Source organism: Paenibacillus tyrphae, from assembly GCF_027925525.1.
Classification (GTDB): Bacteria; Bacillota; Bacilli; order Paenibacillales; family NBRC-103111; genus Paenibacillus_G; species Paenibacillus_G tyrfis_B.
Window position 1 is genome coordinate 68,242 of sequence record NZ_BSDJ01000031.1, and the last position, 16,794, is coordinate 85,035.

Sequence of the window (16,794 nt, forward strand, 5' to 3'; positions counted from 1 at the left end):
ATAATCCCTCTTTGATTCAACAAAAAAATCCAGCACAAGGCTGGATTAGAGATCGTAAAAAACGGCTGATCATACGAATGCGGCTTGCTGCGTTACCGATCAAGAAGAGATACTCCAGCCTCCGGTTTGCTGCTGCAAATGCCAGAGCCGGGCATATAAGCCTTCGCGCTGCAGCAGATCGAGATGCCGCCCCTGCTCGACCACTTGGCCGTTGTCCAACACGATGATGTTGTCGGCGTTCTTTATCGTTTTCAGACGATGTGCGATGACAATCACCGTCCTCCCTTGAACCAGATGATCGATCGCGCGCTGAATCTCCACTTCGTTTTCCGGGTCTAAAGAAGCCGTTGCCTCGTCCAGCAAGACGATCGGCGCGTTCTTCAGAATCGCCCGTGCGATGGAGATCCGCTGTTTTTCCCCGCCGGACAATGTGCTGCCCCCTTCGCCTACCATCGTATCGTAGCCTTGCGGCAGCTTCATGATAAACTCATGGCAGCAGGCCAGCCGGGCCGCTTCCTCCACCTCCTGCTGCGTTGCGCCGCTCCGCCCGAAGCGGATATTGTTGCCGATCGTATCCTGGAACAGATAGACGTCCTGGAATACCATCGACACCTTGCGCAACAGCGCTTCCGGGTCCATGCTCCGCATGTCCCGCCCTCCGAGCAGAACTTTCCCTTCGACGGGATCGTAGAACCGGGCGGCCAGCCGAAGAATCGTGCTCTTCCCGCTTCCCGACGGGCCGACCAGCGCGGTGAACGAACCGGCGGGCATAACAACGCTAACGTTTTTGAGCGTGGATTGCTCGTTGTAACCGAAGGTAACCTGCCGCAGCTCAACGTCGTGCTCTTCGGGAGGAAGCTCGCTGCCCGTCATGCCAGGTTCTTTCAACAATTGGACGATACGCTCGCCGGCCTGCTCGTGATAGCGGAATTCCGCATAGTTCACGAGCGCGGTCGTGAGAGGATCGAAAATCCGCGTTCCGATAAGCAAAAACGTTACAAGCGTCATGACGTCGAGCTTGCCGCCCAGCAGCAGATGAACCCCTACGATCACCATCAAGGTCAGTCCTGCTCGAATAAGTGCGATAGCGCTCAGCACAATCGGCCCAAGCAAACCTTCGATCCGGATGCTGTGGCGCATCAGCTCCTTGAATGATTTTTCCAGCCGGACGAAACGCTCGCCCGTGATATTGTAAGCTTTAATGACCCGGATACCGTTCAAATATTCCTGAAGACGGTTCGCGGCATCAATCTTGGCTCGCATATGATTCGCTCCCAGCTTCCGCTGAATGCGGGAGGTGAGAAGCACCAGCACAATCGCCACTGGAAAAGCGGCAAACATCGCGGCCGCCATGCGCCAGTCCAGAACGGAAAGCCCGATAAGGGCCAGTACCGGCATAACCAGGGCCCCGAGCATCTGCGGTACGAGATGCGAGATGCCATGCTCCACCAGCGTAAAATCGCCCATCATCATATTCGCCAAATCGCCGGGATCGCGTCGGTTCAAGTAGCCGAGGGAAAGTTTCCGCAAATGCTCGGCCAGTTGAGCGCGACCTTCGGCCGCAGTCTCGTAAGCGCCCCGGAACTGGGCGCGGTATGCCGGCACTTCGCAGAAGAACAAAACAATCAGCGCAGCCGCCATGCCTCCGCACACCCACCAAAGTCCCGTTACATCCAGTGACGCGCCCGGATGAACGAACGGCTCGAAGATCAGTCTCGCGCCTCCGACCAGCAGCGCGAAAGGCGCGATCGCCATCAAGTTGGCGAGCGTCGTATACAGTACCGGCTTGATCAGCTTCTTCGGCTGGCCCGCCGTAATGTTATGAAGCAGACTCATGCCCTCACTCCTCCCGTCTCGATCTGCCATTGCCCCGCATCCGTGTACGCCTGCCACATTCTGGAATACAAACCGTTCGCGGCAACGAGTCCGTCATGCGTTCCCCGCTCTTCGAGCCGCCCGGCGTTCAGCACGATAATTTGATCGGCATCCCGGATCGAAGAAAGACGGTGCGCGATCACGATAACCGTTTTTCCCTGCATCAGCTGCTTAAGCGCCAGCTGCATCTCGTGCTCATTCTCGGGATCGGCGAAGGCGGTCGCCTCATCCAGCACCAGAATGGGCGCATCCTTCAAAATCGCTCGGGCCACCGCAATCCGCTGCTCCTCGCCGCCCGACAAGTACACGCCGCCTTCCCCGATCAATGTATCGTAGCCTCGGGGCAGCCTGCCGATAAACTCATGGCACTGGGCCGCCTTCGCTGCGGCGTACACTTCCTCCGGCGACGCTCCGGGCCGCCCGACGGCGATATTGTTATAGAGCGTGTCGTAGAACAAGAACGTTTCCTGAAAAACAAAAGCGACGGTGTTCATCAGATCGGACGAGGCCATCTCGCGGATGTCTACGCCGCCGATGCGGATGCTTCCTTGACTCACGTCCCAGAACCGGGGAATGAGATTGGCGACCGTGGACTTGCCGGAGCCTGACGGGCCGACCAGCGCCGTTACCTTGCCCTGCCGTGCGTTGAACGAAAGATCGGACAGCGCTTCGCTCCGGGAAGATTTGCCTTCTGCCCCATAGGAGAAGGAGACGCTGTGGAACGTCAAGTCGTACGCGTCCGGCTTTCTCGGAGCCTCCGGCTTTCGTACCGGCTCCTCCGCCAAAATGCGGTCGATCCGCTCGACCCCCTCGTTAATATCGCGTAGCGAGGAGCTGATATTCATAATTTTGAACATCGGGGCGGAGATACCCGGGGCCATGATCAGAAAGAACAGCAGGACCGAAGCGAACGCCACGCTGCCCGGGTCCCGGGCCAGCAGATAGACGCCGACTGGCAGTATAAAAGCCGCAAACGAGCTGAGAATGACTTTAAAGATCAGGAATCCATTCTGAAATTGATCGGTAAATTTGACGCAATAATCGCGGTAGCGGATCATGTCGTCGTAAAACTTGCGAAACGAATGGACCGTCTGCCCAAACACCTTCACGGCGGGCATCCCCCGTACATATTGAACCGCCGAGCCGCTCATCCGTTCCAAAGAATCGTAATACAGCTTGACGTTCTTCTTGGACTTTTCTCCCGTCGAGAGCAGGATCTGTACGGTGAAACCGGCTGCAATCGGAACGAGGCAAGCCAGCGCCAGCCACATGTTCAAGGCAACCATCGCGACGATCAACACAATGGTCGTCACCGCCACATGAATGAGATCCGGAAGCTGATGCGCGACGAAGGTCTCTACCTTTTCCACGTTTTGCTCCAGCGTCTTCTTCACGACACCCGTCGAGGTGCCGTTCAGCCAGCCGAGCGGGAGCCGTCCGATATGGTTGGACAGCTTGACGCGCAGACCGTACAAGATCCGGAACGCTGCCATGTGGGAGAACATCCCTCCCGCATACATCAGCAGCAGGCTTCCCAGCAACCCTAGCAGCGCAATGATTCCCCAGCGGATCATCCACGGCCCGTCGGCGAAAGCCGGATTCGTCGCATGCTCCAACAGCTCGCGGATAATAAAATATACCGATACGTAAGGAATCAGCATGCAGACCGCGCTTAGAGCCGACAAAATGCCGGAAACGATCAGCAGACCGCGCTTCTCGCCCGCAATCTCGAGCAGTCTTGCGATTCCGTTTTTTTGGTTCACATGTATCCCTCCCCTTCGTTAATCCATTCATTGATAAAGATTATCACCGGGGCTTTTCTTTGTCTCCCGGAGGACGGATTATTTATGCGGTTCTACGGATAACTCGCAAAGTTGTTAAGCCGAATACGAGGATGGCGTATAGGCGAAGCATTATTCGTTTTTCGTGGAGGGTGTAAAGTAAATGGTGAAAAGAACTGCAGCGTAGTTTGTGTAAGCGCATTCGATCGAAGAAGCTAACGAACCATCGGCGTAACTCCCGAAATGATCTATAGTTCTTCTAATTTGCCAAGAAACCTTGTATTGTGCTCAGAAGCCGTTATTTTCGAGTTAATGTGAAAGGTTGAAGAGGCTGGGGATTCGAAATTTTCGGAGATCAATGTGAGAAGATGATTTTAGAGAGGGGACTATTGACCTTTTGGAGTGACCTTTAGGATTGAACTCGCGGATTAAATCGGTGGGCCTTGTGTGCCCCCCGAGAGGCAAATTCACTTCACGGTGCACGAAGCGCCGTCTTTGATGCGAGGCTCGTAAGCTTAGAGGAACTGAGATGCGCTATACCGGCCGAAATCGTCGAATGGCCCAAAATAGATAACCTGTGATGCGTTATCAAGCCGATCATGGGGAGCATTAACATTTTTCGACACACTTAAATGCTCCCTAGTTCCGCTATACTTCCATCACCGTCTTCAAACTACGTTTAACGCACCGGCGTTCCTCTATTCTCCAACCAATTCAGGCTATTCTAGGGTTTCGAGCCCGCTGCATTACTCCGCTCCGGGCTCGTCCCAGCTCTCCCTGCGCCGTCTCCGCTTCACGAACAAGGTCATCAGTGCCGATACGGCCAACCCGCCTACGAAGCCGCCAGCATGAGCATAAACGTCGACATTCTGGACGACAAAGGAATAAACAAAGCCGATGATCACAATGGTCCATACCGTTTGTTTCGTCTGGTAATCGATCAGATCGCGCCGAAATACCGACAAGTACAAGTAAGCGGCGTATATGCCGTAGATCGCTCCGGACGCACCCGCTCCGATATAGGGGTCCGAATGGAACCAGGCACTCGCCACATTCCCGGCGATTCCGCTCGCAAGATAGAACGCCGCGTAGCGCCAGGAGCCGAGCATACGCTCAAGCGGAGCCGCAAACACGTACAAGGCGAAGCTGTTAAAAAGCAAGTGCTGGAACCCGATATGTACGAAGATAGCCGTCACATAGCGCCACAGCGCCGGCTCGATGCCTGGAACGCCGTACATGGCGCCGAAACGGAGCAGCGTTTCGCTGTCTTGGGACGATCCGTACCACTCCATCGCCGCCATCACCAGCAATTGAATCAAGATGATGGCCGTTGTCACCGGATAAAGCCGAACATATTGACCTAAGCTTTCCCTACGCGCAAACATGTAACTCGCTTCCCTTCCTGCGATGCAAAAGTATCTCCTAATTATAACGGCTTCTGTGCTTATTGTGAATTCGGCGCATAAAAAAAGAGATGCCCGAACGGCACCTCCTCCTGCACGGTCTGGTTTGTAGCGGGACATGCTGCCTGCCGACTTTACAAGCGCATCGCTTGTCTTAAGAAGCGCCCGGTGTGGGAAGCTTCGCATGCGGCCACTTCCTCCGGGGTGCCTGCTGCGACAAGCGAGCCGCCCGCTTCTCCCCCTTCCGGGCCGAGATCGACGACCCAATCGGACTCACGTATGACGTCCACGTTATGCTCGACCACCATCACCGTATGGCCCGCATCGACCAGTTTATTCAATAAAACGAGCAACTGCCGCACATCACCGGGATGCAGGCCGGTAGTCGGTTCGTCCAGCAAATAGAGCGTGTGGGTCTTCGTTTTTTTGCTCAGCTCCTTGGCCAGCTTGATCCGCTGCCCCTCTCCACCCGACAGCGTCGTGACAGACTGGCCCCACTGCAAGTAGCCAAGCCCCACTTCGCAGAGCAGTTCAATTGTTCTGGACATTTTGTCCTGATCCATCAGGATGGACAGGCTTTCTTGAACCGTCATATCGAGCAGGTCGGATATCGTATAGCCTTTGTAGGTAACACGCAGCACCTCGTCCTGGAACCTTCTGCCACGGCAGGCGGGACACCGCACTTCCAGATTCGGAAGAAAATGCATATGCAGCGACAATACGCCGAGTCCCTGGCAGTTCTCGCAGCGGCCGCCCGGCGTGTTGAACGAAAAGTGCTTCGAGGTCAGCTTGTTCCGCCTCGCCTCCGGCAAGCTGGCGAACAGGTTCCGAATCGAGGTGTACACTTCGGTATACGTCGCAATGTTCGAACGCTGCATCCGCCCGAGCGACTGGTCTACCGTTATCCAGTTTCCGATATGCTCCAGACCGGTAATAGCTCCGCAGCCTTCGCGTTTTCCCGCATGCTCGCCCGGCGCAAGAAGGTCGAACAAGAGCGTCGACTTTCCCGAACCGGACACGCCGGTCACCGATATCAGGCAGCCGAGTGGAAACGAAACGGTAATGTGCTTTAAATTCCGCGCATAGGCATCCCGGATTGTCAGGAAGCTCCCGTTGCCCCGCCGTCTGACCCGCCCCGGTGCCAAGCGGCTCTCGTCCCGCAAATAAGCGCCCGTGACCGATCTCTCGCATAACTTCAGAGCTTCCAGCGGACCCTCGCCGACAACGGTTCCGCCCATAGTGCCCGCCCCAGGCCCCATGTCAATGACATGATCCGCCGCACGCATTACCTCGACGTCGTGCTCGATGACAAGCACCGTATTTCCCAGATCGCGAAGCTGCTTCAGGACATGAATCAGCCCTTCCGTATCCCGCGGATGCAGTCCTGCCGAAGGCTCGTCCAAAATATACAGCACCCCGGTGAGACCGGAACCGAGCAAGGAAGCGAGCCGAATTCGCTGCGCCTCTCCTCCGGACAGCGTCACCGTTTGCCGGTGAAGCGACAGGTACCCTAAGCCGACATCGATCACCCGTCTCAGCCGCTCCGGCAAATCGTTCAGCACTGGCTCCAGCATCTCTCGTCCGGCCGGCGGCAAATTTCCCGGCAAACCGTTCAGCCACGATAGCACGTCATCCAGCGACCAGGAAGATACCTCGGCAATCGACGCTCCGCGCACCGTCACCCGGCGGCTTTCCTTGTTTAATTTGGTTCCTTGACACTCGGTGCACGTTTGCTGATGGAAATACGCTCCTACGGATGCGGAGCCGTTCGAGTTACCATCTTTTTCCAGGTAGCGGCGCCATAAGCTCGTAACGACGCCTTCGAATTTTCCTTTGCCGACCAATTTAGGGGGCTGGACGTTCGGGAAGTGCCGCAGGAAGGCTTCGCTTTCCACACCGTAGAACAACAGATCGCGTTGCACCCGACCGTACTTTTTCAACGGCTCATCCGGATCGAAGACGAATCCGTAATGTTTGGCAGCGGCTTGCAGAATGCTGTTCTGGTAATCAATCAGGGACTCGTACCACAAGGACACGCATCCCTCGCGCATGCTCAGCTCTTCATCGAAGACGGCCTCCTGGTTCAAGCTGGCTACACTGCCGAGTCCGTCGCACGTTCCGCAGGCGCCCTCGGGCTTGTTGAACGAGAAATGGCCCATCGTCAGCTTGGGAAGCTCGGCCGCACAGTTCGGGCAGCGTACGTATTGCGGTTGGCCAGACGCTTCGTCCTCCTCGCTCAAGCCGTCCGCCTCTTCGAACGAAGGCGGAACGGTCGCGCCACACGACGGGCACGGCCGCTCCCCGAGCTTGGCATACAATAGCCGCAAATACGTGTAGATGTCTGTTACGGTGCCCACCGTCGATCGCGGATTGCGGTTCGTAACGTGCTGTCCTACGCTGATCGACGGGGACAATCCGGCGATGGAATCGACCTTCGGCTTGCTGATCGAATCCGTGACCATTCCCATGGACTCCATATACTGCCGTTGGCATTCCTTTTGCAGCGTATCCATCGCGAGCGTCGATTTCCCGGACCCGGATGGCCCGGTCAAGACGACCAATCGATTTCTGGGAATCGTCAGCGAGATGTTTTTCAAGTTATTTTCACGGGCGCCTTGGATCAAGATGGCTTCTTTCAACTATAGTCCTCCTTTACGTTGATCTTGCAAGCGAGTGTCTTTTTCTACAGACGCGCCTCTCCATGCAGCGCCTTTGCCGACGGATTCCTTCTTTCCTGATTCCATACGGGGCTCGTAGTCAACACAAGCTGCGATCAGTATCTTTATGATCGTTCGACTCCTTTCCTCATTCGAGCTTCAACCCCATCATACTACATTGATGCAAATGCAAAGGTTCAAGAGTCTATACCCCCTTTAAATAAGCTATTTTATCCAGAACATTCGACACGTACTTTAGAGTTTTAAATGAAGTATACGGAGTGGATCACCCTGAACGCGGAATCTAGGCCGGAACATCCTCCGTGCTGCCCCGCAACACGCTAGAAAAGGCCAGTCAAGATGCGGATAACCAAAAAGGCCGCTCCCGCGGATCTCCAAACCGGGAACGGCCTAACCTTATGTCATTTATGCGCTTCATTTCTTGAGCAGACGCAGCACAATCGATTCGTACCATCGCCATGGGAGCAGCACCTTACTCCCCAGGCTCAGTTTAGCCCCGCGACCAAGCGGATAACGCAGCTTGGGATGCTTCGAGCGGACCACGCGGACGATGGTATCCGCAACTTCCGCCGCATCCGGGGCGGTAGCGGCGGCTTGCTTCGAGTAACGCAGCACCTTCTCCAGCAAATGCCGGTAAGGTGAAGCTTCGGAGGTACACATGGAGGCGAAGCCTTTTTGCCAAATGTCCGTCTTGTAGGCGCCCGGCTCGATGAGTACGACGTGAACGCCGAAGGGCTTCATTTCGAGCCTTAACGACTCGCTGAAGCCTTCCACGGCGAACTTGGACGTGCTGTAAGGCGCATAGCCTGGGAAGCCGCTTCGTCCGCTGACGCTGCTGACGTTGACGATGTATCCGGATCTCCGCTCCCGCATATGCGGAAGCACGGCCTTGGTTGCCGCGATCACGCCGAAAACGTTCGTCTCCAGCTGCTGTCTCCACTGCTCTACCGGCACCTCCTCTACATAACCGCCGACGGCAAAACCGGCATTATTCACAAGCACATCGATCCGGCCGTACGTTTTGACAATCGAACCGACGGTTTGCCCGATCGCCTCATGATCGGTGACATCCAGAGGCATGATATCGATCAGCTCCTGCACCCCGCTGCGCTCCGCATGCTCCTGAAGCGCTTCGCATTTGTCCGGATTGCGCATCGTCGCAACGGTTCTGTAGCCTGCGCGCGCAAGCGCGACCGCCGTTAATAACCCGAAGCCGCTGGACGCGCCTGTCACCAAAGCAACCGGCTGGGCGTTGTCCATCGAAATCCCTCCTTCCCCTGCTCCTGTCTCAAAATTTATATTTTTTCATAAGTGGAATGCCGATGCCGTTCAGCGTCTTGTGCAGCAGCATCCAGCCCGAACGCCGGCGGAAGGGCAAATGACGGTCGTAAACGGCGCTGTATTCGATATCAGCGACCGCTCCGCGGTTGCGCTTAAACTGCGCGGCCCCCGAGCTTTCATGGAGCAGATGGCCGTTCGTCCGGGCAATGCCGATCAGCACCGACGACAACATGCGGTACAAGCCGAGCTCCTGCGGAAGCGACGTATCGTAGCCGAAGATCGGCGTGGTCATGACTCCATTGCGGCAAAAGAAGCCGAGCACCGCATCCAAGCGTCCCGTCGGCTTGTGACGAAGCGCATGAAGCTCCAGCAGCCCTTCCTGCCATGCCAGCTTGAAAAAGCTCGTTCCGAACTGCGGATTGTGATACGAATATTTATCCAAATAAAGCGCCCGGTACAGGTCCGCCAGCCGGGGCATATCCGCTTCCGTTAGCTCCTCCGGACCGACGGCTTCATACCCGTGTTTGTCCAGCAGTCCATAATCCCGTTTCAGCAGCCAGCGGGCTTTGGCATTCATCCAAGCATCGTCCGACGGCTTGAGCAGATAGACCTGCCGGCTCGGAACCATGCGGAAGCCCAGCTTCTTGAGCGCATCCATCATCGTGGCGTTCGTCGTCCGGTTGAGGGACCGGAAAATCAGCGTATGCTGCGGAAACGAACGGAGCAGGAAACGGACCGCGTCTTCCGTTTCCTCGTCAGCCAGCTCGGGATACAGATTGGTCGACAGCAGCCAGTTGTTCACTTGCACCGTGAGGTTGAACCCGCTCCCCTTCAGCAGCCAGCCCATGACGGTAAGCAGCCCGCCGAGCGCAAGCTGCGCCGGGCGTGACTTTAGCAGATACAGCTCCTGCTTCGCATAGCTGACGTAGTGGGTGTACGGAGAACAGACGTACGAATTGTCATACTCCGTCTCATTGACGGTCACCGGCAATACGTTGTCGTTCAACTGGAGCACTTGAAGAGCCGTGGACAGGTTCGGCACGAATGTCTCGACCGGCTGTTGAAGCAGCGGAAGCAAGTAGCGCTTGGCATACCCGCCGTCAGCCGTATCAGGCCATTCGAGTTGTCCGATCGATTCCCTATCGAATAAGCGCAGCATCGAGGTCAAGGTCGAACCTCCTCTCCACCCGCCGAAGCTTCCGGTCTCCCGGCTGGAAGGCATACGCCGTAAATTCGAACCCCGGCGTGCGGCAGCCGACCCGATCGCACAGACCGGTCAAGGCGTTCGCCACGGCCGCTTCGGTCTCCGCCCGTTTGCCGTCCGCGACTTGCAGGGAAACCTCCAGCCGATTCGGCGCGTGGAGCACGACGCGATACGCTTCGATGTCGCCGGAGGCGGCAAGCAGCGCCCGGCTGATGAAATCGGGGAATACACGTACCCAGCCTTCGCCATCCCACGCCGGAAAATAGAACAAGTCATCACAGCGCCCTTCGATCGTTTCAATCGCCATAAACGGCGATCCGCAGGGACAAGGTTCCGAACGCTCGGTCAGCACGTCGTTCAGCCGGTAGCGAATCATCGGCTGCGCTTTTCTGGAAAAATCGGTAATAACCGGAACGAACTTCCGCAACTCAAGGTCCACATATTCTTTCTGAATGACTGCGATATCTTCATTCATATGCAGCGTACCGTGAGCGCATGTAGCGGCAAGAAAACCTTCGGTGCACTGGTAAACCTGATGCAGCGTTTGCCCGAACGTTTCTTCGATATACCGGCGATCCAGCGGGTCCAGCACCTCGGCCACCGACACGATGCACCTGGGCGCAATCGATATCCGCCCCTCCCTTTGCCGCTCTGCAAGCAGGCGAAGCATGGAAGGCGGCGCGACGAGCAAGGTCGGCTGCTGCTCCCGGAGCCACTCCAGATGGCGATCCAAAGGATCGAGCAGATCGTAGAACCGGAACTGCAGCCGCCGGCTTCCTACAGCAGCATACAAGTTGCTGTTGGCGCGCAGAAAAAAGGCAATGCGATGCTTGCCGAAGAGCGACCCCGGCAGCACCTTGGCCAGCACGGCGCCCGCCCAAGCCAGCCGTTCCTCCCGGCTAACGAGAAACAGTCCCCTATGCCCCGACGTTCCGGACGATAAGCCGATGGTCGTCCCGCCGATCATCGGAGTGAAATCCCGCGTTTGTTCCGCGCGTAACGCCAGAGCAAAGGCATCCTCTTTCAGGATTCCAGCCGTGTTCAGACGGTCAAACTGCTCCATCATGATTTGTTTGTCGATCATCGGAAACTCCCGCCATTCCGACAGCGGACGATTCCCCCACCATTCGCGGTAAAAGGGGGATTGCCGCCGTACCCGGTCCAAATGGCTCCGGATGCGCGCTTCCTGCCACCGCTCGAGCGAAGCCCGGTCCGTCCACCGGCGTCCTTGGCGGGTAAGCCAATAACGGGATAAAATGCGCAGCGAATCGGTCAGCATCAGAGCGGTTCCCCTCCTTGAATCCACTTTTCCCAGATCTCCGGGCAGTGTGAGGGAACGATGCGCAAAGCCGGATACCGCTCGTGCAGCCGAACGAGCCGCTCGAAGCTGTCCCGGTACTGGCGCCGGTTCGGCATGACCAGTCCGGCAAGCGGGTGCGGCGGGCGGTTCTCGCGGATCGCCCGGCTCGACCAGGCCGCATCGGCACAGAGCAAATAATCGTGGCGCTCCGTTGACAAAAGCAGCCCGATCTGCCCGTCCGAATGCCCGGGAAGATCGACCGCAACCAGACTGCCGTCACCCAGCACATCGAGGCCGCTGGAGAACGGGAAATCCGCCGGCAGCTCGACCTGCCGCTCCCGGAGAATCGGCTGCGAGCGGCGTTCGAACGATTCCGGCAGCAGCCCGGGCAGGTACGCTCTGCGGAGCGCCGCCAATCCGCGCAAGGACTTCACCGCGTCGTACGCCTCCGGTACGTACAAAAATGTGGCGTTCGGGAAATCGCGCAGACCGGCCACATGATCGGCATGAAAATGCGTCACGATCACCGTCTGCACCTGCTCCGGAGAGACCCCGCAGGCTGCAAGCTGCCGCACCGCGCTTTCCTCCTCGCGGAATACGACAGGCGTAATCATACTATACAGCCGCTCCGGCAGCCAGTTCGTTTCCTGGATGAACCGCTCCGAATATCCGGTGTCTACGACAATCGTGCCGAACGTCGGGTGCTCAATGCAGGCGAATATCGCCGGAATGCGGCACGAACGCAGCGAGCCTCCCCGAAGCGTCACCCATTCCGGATGGGTGCAATAGCCTGCCGCAAACAAACGCAGCTTGGTCTTGGGGATCGGTAGCCCTCTGTCTTCTCTCTGTTGTCTATAAGTCATGCTTACTCCTCCACCACTGAGCAAAAGCTTCCATTCCTTCGTCCACGCAAATCTTGGGCGAATAGCCAAGTTCCCTTCGGGCTGCGCTAATATCCAGCGTCTGGCTTCTCCCGATCATGCCCGCCACCGCCCGGGTGAGCATCGGCTCGCCCCGGCCGGGAAGCAGCCGGGCGGATAGCTCCATCAGCGCGGCAACACCGTAGGCGGCGGCATAAGACAGCCGTTTGAACCGGACAGGAATGCCCAGTTTCCCGAGCAGCTTGGTTACCGCCTCGCCAAAAGGCATCGGCTCGCCGTTCGTAATATTGTAGATGCGTCCCGCCACGGAAGCGGCCGGCGCCGCTTGGCACAGCAGCAGTGCATCGATGGCATTGTCGACATACGTCAAGTCGATCAGCGCCTTCCCTCCTCCGAGCAGCGGGATGCCCTGCACCGCATTGGCTTCGATCAGCCGCGGCAAAATCGAAGCGTCGCCCGGACCGAACAAGGCGCGCGGACGCACGATAACGGTCTCCAGCCCTTCCTCCCCGGCCCGTGCTACGGCCTCCTCGGCCAGCCGCTTCGTCGCGGCGTACGGGCTGGCTTGACGGCGCGGCAGCGGGTCCGATTCCCGGACGCCCAGCCGATGAGTGCTGCCGAAATATACACTGGGCGTCGACACGTGGATAAGCCGGCCGACCTGATGCCGCAGGCAGCCGGCGGTAACATGTTCCGTTCCGAGAACGTTGCTATCGTAAAAATCGTTGTATGGCCCCCAAGATGCCGATAACGCGCCGCAGTGAAATACGGCCTGCTGACCGGCGCAAGCGGCGTCCACCCGCTCCCGGTCCCGCAGGTCCGCGTGCACGAATCGGATGCCCTGCCGCCGGAGCTCCTCCCCAAACGCCGGTTGTCTGCCCAACGCGGTAACGTTCCAGCCTTCGTTCCGGAGCCGGAGAGCTAGCCGTCTGCCCAGAAAGCCTGTTCCTCCCGTCACTAAGGCGTTCCTGTTCATGATGTCCCTCCGTTCCATTCGATATCGCCGGTCGAAGCTTCCATAAGCGTCTGCTTGCGGGCGGCCGCGGCTCTCCGCAGCTCCAAGAGCAGAAAAAGCTGCTCCCCAAAAGGCCGCGGGTCGCTCCAGCGGAATACGACGTCCCGGGCCGCGGCATACTTGGATAGCCATGCCGTGAAGGCGCGCCACGAGCGGCTTCCCGTCAGCCCGCAGGCCAGCATCGGCAGCCCCAGCATCCCCTTCGTTTGCGGCTGCGGCTCGATCACCGATTCGCCCAGCGCTTCCGGCTGCAGCAAAGCCGAGACCAGCCCGTCCTCCGGCCTGAACAGATGGATGCCGCCTGTCGTCCGCGGATTGCATTCGATGGCGTGTAGCTCTCCTCGCTCCGTCTCGATAAAATCAAACGCGATTTGCCCGGTGAACCGTTCCATCCGGACAAACTGCCGTACCCATTCGAGCATGCCGGAATGATACAGCGGCTCGAAATATACGCTGGCCCCGCCGCGGACTGCGTAACTGGCAGCATAGGCGGCGTGAGCCGCGAGTCTGCCTTCGTACGCGATACTGTAGGTGCACAGCGTTCGCCCCGGAATGAATTGCTGAACAACCCAAGGATAGCTTTCGGCTTCCAGTTGGAAATCGTCGGTTGGGGCCTCTTCGGTAATCCGGGTCCTCTCCGTCGCTGCCACCCCTGCTTCCCGTCCGCCTGGCTTCACGATGCGAACCTTGGAAGCGAAGCGCGAAAATTCCGGCTTTGCGACATAGCCGTCCCGGAAAACTTCCTCCTGGACGGAACCGATTCGTGCCGTGAATTGGGCCCACTCCTGCGGAGTGCTCACCCGCTCCGTATGCGGAACAGACAAGCCGAGCTCTTGTGCCCGGCGGATGAATTCCCATTTGCTGTGCAGCCGCCGGAGCTGCTCAAGCGGCGGAGCGACGACGCGGCATATCCGGCTGAGCCGTTCCAGTCCGGCCGACACGTAAAAAATCTCCTCGCAGGTCGGGATCAGCCATGCGATGCCTTCGCGCCGTACGATCTCTTCGAGCGCCGCAACGAAGCGCTCGGGTTCACGTGCCGGACCCGGCACCGCATAGCTGCGGGCGACCGCTTTCGACACGCGGCACAAGTGATGCCGCACGCTTTCTGCCGCATGCACCTCGCAGCCTGCGGCAGCGAGCAGCCGGGCAAGCTCCAGAGCTGCCGGAGCGCGACCGCCGGTAATCAGCACCTTAGGATGCTCGGCCGAAGCTCCTAACCGTCTAGTAATCAAGCACAACGCCTCCCAGCGTCAGTCCGGCCGAAGTGCCGAGCAGCAGCACGCGGTCTCCTCGCTCGATTCTCCTTTGACGGATCGCTTCGTGGAGTCCCATCGGAATCGAAGCGGATATCGTATTGCCATGATCAGGCGTAATGTACAGCAGCTGCTCTTCGGAAATACGCAGTTTTCGGCTGAGCAGCCGCATCGCCATCGCGCTTCCTTGATGCGGAATGACCAGCTTGATGTTCGCAATGGAGCACTCTGCCCCGGCAAGAAGGCGATTCATAAAATCCGGCAGCTTCTTGGAGGCCATCCGAAACAAAGGCTCTCCCTGCATGTCGAACAAATAATGCTCCGCCGTCTCCGGAGCAAAAGCCCCGGCAGGGCGGCCGCTGCCGCCTCCCCGAATTTCCGAGAGATGCGCCCCGGCGCTGTACGTTTCCATGCAAGCGGAGAGGATGCGCGAGCGCTCTTCCGGCCCGGACTTCGCAATGACGGCTGCCGCCGCCCCGTCGCCGAAGAGAGCTGCGCTTTCCTTTTGCTTCCAGTTTAAGCCTTTCGAAGCGATCTCGGTCGATACCAGCAGGACGCGGCGGTACCGCCCGGCCTCTACCATATAGGACATTACATCGAGGCCGGCGACAAAGCTCAGGCACGTCGAGTTAATGTCGAATGCGGGAACGCCGGAATGCTGCTGCCCCATTGCTTCTTGAATTAATGCGGCGGTGCAAGGAATCGGCTGCTCCATCGTCCCGCTCGTGCATACCAGACAATCGATATCTTCGAACGTCAATCCAGCCGCTTCCATTGCCGCATAGGCCGCCTTTGCCCCCATCAAAGAAGCCGTTTCATCCTCTACGAAATGGCGGTGAATGACGTTTGTTTTTTTCCTTACCCAGCCTTCCGGTACGCCCAAAGCCCGATCCATCTCCGAATCGGCGACCCGGCGCTTCGGCATATATTTACCGGTTCCGATAATTTTTACATGACGAGTTTGCATACGTATCCTCTGCTTTCCGTGTGTGCGTGTATGATTCAAGCCATATTTTTATTGTAAAGAAAAATCGGCCGGAACATAGTACTAACTTTGTCTAATACCCCTTGAGGCCTATTATCCATTCGCGACAGCCCCGCCGTATCCCTTTTTCGAAACGCAAAAAAACCGCATAATCCGACACGGAATGCGGTCATTGCACTGCGGTACTCCCCCGCTTAACTATGGACATTTCGTCGTACAACGCTACGCTGCTCTGCTGCCGGGCAGCACTTTTTTGTAGCTCGCGGAAAGGAAGTTCATATAGTTGCGCAGGCCTCTCCAGCTTAAGTAAGCAATCCCCCCAACGATGCCGCCGACGATGGTGGAGTACAACATGCTCCACTCGGTCGGAACTTCGATCCCGGGTCCGAGATTCATATGAATCCAGGTGACGCCGAATGTGCGGATGAACCCGGCGATGAAGATGAGAACCGAGCAAAACCCAAACCCATAGGCGATGGTGGCAAGCACAGGAATGACCATGATGCTCAGCAGCCCGGTCGTGCAATAAAAGCCGACCATTATCATGACGTCTTTGAACGATCTCGCCGGGCCCTTTTCCATAATATATTCGCTCCGGTACGCTTTCGCCAGCACTCGCGGGTCACCGAGTCGGGCCAGAATGGCGTCCTCCGACTGGCCGCCCGCCACGCCTTCCGCAATATGGCTCTCGATTTCCCGGATCGCGTCCAGCCGCTCGTCTTCCGGCATTCTCTCCAATAGCTGATACAGTTTTTCCAAATAAGCTCTCGTCTTCGGACTCATAACGGTTCCTCTCCCCGATACAATTGAATTTGATACACTGCCGCGTCCAGCTTGTTCCATTCGCGGGACATCGCCTCCAGCAATAGGCGTCCGTCGGCAGTCAGGCTGTAATATTTGCGCGGCGGGCCGGCTTCCGATTCCTTCCAGAAGGAATCGATATAGTTCTCTTTAAGCAGCCTGCGCAGAAGAGGGTACAGCGTCCCTTCCGTTACGGCAAGGGGCTCCCACCGATCCAGCAGCGTTACCAGCTCGTAGCCGTATCGCGGCTGCTTGCTGACCAGTAGCAGGATGCAATATTCCAAAATTCCGCGACGAACCTGGGAAGTCCACTCCGTCATATCCATACGATCTCCCC

The 16,794-nt window shown here is 57.7% G+C and carries 13 protein-coding genes; all 13 read right to left on the reverse strand.

Features of this window, described 5'->3' with window-relative positions:
• Nucleotides 1–99: 99 nt before the first annotated feature.
• The 13 genes from QMG93_RS27860 to QMG93_RS27920 all read right to left on the reverse strand — a co-directional run bounded on the left by QMG93_RS27860 (nt 100) and on the right by QMG93_RS27920 (nt 16,777).
• The gene (locus QMG93_RS27860; RefSeq protein ID WP_281942374.1) at nt 100–1,836 is read right to left on the reverse strand and encodes an ABC transporter ATP-binding protein; all 1,737 of its coding nucleotides are present in this window, start codon (nt 1,834–1,836) and stop codon (nt 100–102) included.
• Nucleotides 1,833–3,638 carry an ABC transporter ATP-binding protein gene (locus QMG93_RS27865; RefSeq protein WP_281942376.1) on the reverse strand — a complete coding sequence of 602 codons (1,806 nt, stop codon included), beginning with the start codon at nt 3,636–3,638 and terminating at the stop codon, nt 1,833–1,835. Before QMG93_RS27865 ends, QMG93_RS27860 begins: the two co-directional genes overlap by 4 nt.
• A gap of 764 nt (nt 3,639–4,402) precedes the next feature.
• The gene (locus QMG93_RS27870; RefSeq protein WP_216789972.1) at nt 4,403–5,041 is read right to left on the reverse strand and encodes a rhomboid family intramembrane serine protease; all 639 of its coding nucleotides are present in this window, start codon (nt 5,039–5,041) and stop codon (nt 4,403–4,405) included.
• A gap of 152 nt (nt 5,042–5,193) precedes the next feature.
• The gene (gene uvrA / locus QMG93_RS27875) at nt 5,194–7,698 is read right to left on the reverse strand and encodes an excinuclease ABC subunit UvrA (protein WP_281942380.1); all 2,505 of its coding nucleotides are present in this window, start codon (nt 7,696–7,698) and stop codon (nt 5,194–5,196) included.
• Nucleotides 7,699–8,151: 453 nt separating this feature from the next.
• Nucleotides 8,152–8,997, reverse strand: coding sequence for an SDR family oxidoreductase (locus tag QMG93_RS27880; RefSeq protein WP_281942382.1), 846 nt, complete (start codon nt 8,995–8,997; stop codon nt 8,152–8,154).
• A gap of 28 nt (nt 8,998–9,025) precedes the next feature.
• Nucleotides 9,026–10,177 carry a GNAT family N-acetyltransferase gene (locus tag QMG93_RS27885; protein WP_309299688.1) on the reverse strand — a complete coding sequence of 384 codons (1,152 nt, stop codon included), beginning with the start codon at nt 10,175–10,177 and terminating at the stop codon, nt 9,026–9,028.
• Nucleotides 10,158–11,501, reverse strand: a complete 1,344-nt coding sequence (locus tag QMG93_RS27890; RefSeq protein WP_281942386.1) for a F390 synthetase-related protein — start codon at nt 11,499–11,501, stop codon at nt 10,158–10,160. Before QMG93_RS27890 ends, QMG93_RS27885 begins: the two co-directional genes overlap by 20 nt.
• The gene (locus tag QMG93_RS27895; RefSeq protein ID WP_281942387.1) at nt 11,501–12,385 is read right to left on the reverse strand and encodes an MBL fold metallo-hydrolase; all 885 of its coding nucleotides are present in this window, start codon (nt 12,383–12,385) and stop codon (nt 11,501–11,503) included. Before QMG93_RS27895 ends, QMG93_RS27890 begins: the two co-directional genes overlap by 1 nt.
• Nucleotides 12,375–13,379: an NAD-dependent epimerase/dehydratase family protein gene (locus tag QMG93_RS27900; RefSeq protein ID WP_281942389.1), complete on the reverse strand. Its 1,005-nt coding sequence runs from the start codon at nt 13,377–13,379 to the stop codon at nt 12,375–12,377. The genes QMG93_RS27895 and QMG93_RS27900 overlap by 11 nt, the downstream gene beginning before the upstream one ends.
• Entirely contained in the window at nt 13,376–14,650 is a 1,275-nt protein-coding gene (locus QMG93_RS27905) for a hypothetical protein (protein WP_281942391.1), read from the reverse strand. The genes QMG93_RS27900 and QMG93_RS27905 overlap by 4 nt, the downstream gene beginning before the upstream one ends.
• Nucleotides 14,640–15,638 (reverse strand): beta-ketoacyl-ACP synthase III, encoded by a 999-nt coding sequence (locus QMG93_RS27910; protein ID WP_281942393.1) that lies wholly within the window; start codon nt 15,636–15,638, stop codon nt 14,640–14,642. The genes QMG93_RS27905 and QMG93_RS27910 overlap by 11 nt, the downstream gene beginning before the upstream one ends.
• Before the next feature lie 240 nt (nt 15,639–15,878).
• A complete protein-coding gene (locus QMG93_RS27915) occupies nt 15,879–16,439 on the reverse strand; it encodes a DUF1700 domain-containing protein (RefSeq protein WP_281942395.1) in 561 nt (186 codons plus the stop codon).
• Nucleotides 16,436–16,777 carry a PadR family transcriptional regulator gene (locus QMG93_RS27920; protein WP_413789348.1) on the reverse strand — a complete coding sequence of 114 codons (342 nt, stop codon included), beginning with the start codon at nt 16,775–16,777 and terminating at the stop codon, nt 16,436–16,438. The genes QMG93_RS27915 and QMG93_RS27920 overlap by 4 nt, the downstream gene beginning before the upstream one ends.
• Nucleotides 16,778–16,794: the final 17 nt, after the last annotated feature.

Excerpts from the sequence above, each read along its gene's own strand:
- QMG93_RS27895 (WP_281942387.1), bottom strand. The coding sequence starts at position 12,385 with ATGACTTATAGACAACAGAGAGAAGACAGAGGGCTACCGATCCCCAAG.
- QMG93_RS27910 (WP_281942393.1), bottom strand. The coding sequence starts at position 15,638 with ATGCAAACTCGTCATGTAAAAATTATCGGAACCGGTAAATATATGCCG.
- QMG93_RS27900 (WP_281942389.1), bottom strand. The coding sequence starts at position 13,379 with ATGAACAGGAACGCCTTAGTGACGGGAGGAACAGGCTTTCTGGGCAGA.
- QMG93_RS27915 (WP_281942395.1), bottom strand. The coding sequence starts at position 16,439 with ATGAGTCCGAAGACGAGAGCTTATTTGGAAAAACTGTATCAGCTATTG.
- QMG93_RS27890 (WP_281942386.1), bottom strand. The coding sequence starts at position 11,501 with ATGCTGACCGATTCGCTGCGCATTTTATCCCGTTATTGGCTTACCCGC.
- QMG93_RS27920 (WP_413789348.1), bottom strand. The coding sequence starts at position 16,777 with ATGACGGAGTGGACTTCCCAGGTTCGTCGCGGAATTTTGGAATATTGC.
- QMG93_RS27870 (WP_216789972.1), bottom strand. The coding sequence starts at position 5,041 with ATGTTTGCGCGTAGGGAAAGCTTAGGTCAATATGTTCGGCTTTATCCG.
- QMG93_RS27860 (WP_281942374.1), bottom strand. The coding sequence starts at position 1,836 with ATGAGTCTGCTTCATAACATTACGGCGGGCCAGCCGAAGAAGCTGATC.
- QMG93_RS27885 (WP_309299688.1), bottom strand. The coding sequence starts at position 10,177 with ATGCTGCGCTTATTCGATAGGGAATCGATCGGACAACTCGAATGGCCT.
- QMG93_RS27880 (WP_281942382.1), bottom strand. The coding sequence starts at position 8,997 with ATGGACAACGCCCAGCCGGTTGCTTTGGTGACAGGCGCGTCCAGCGGC.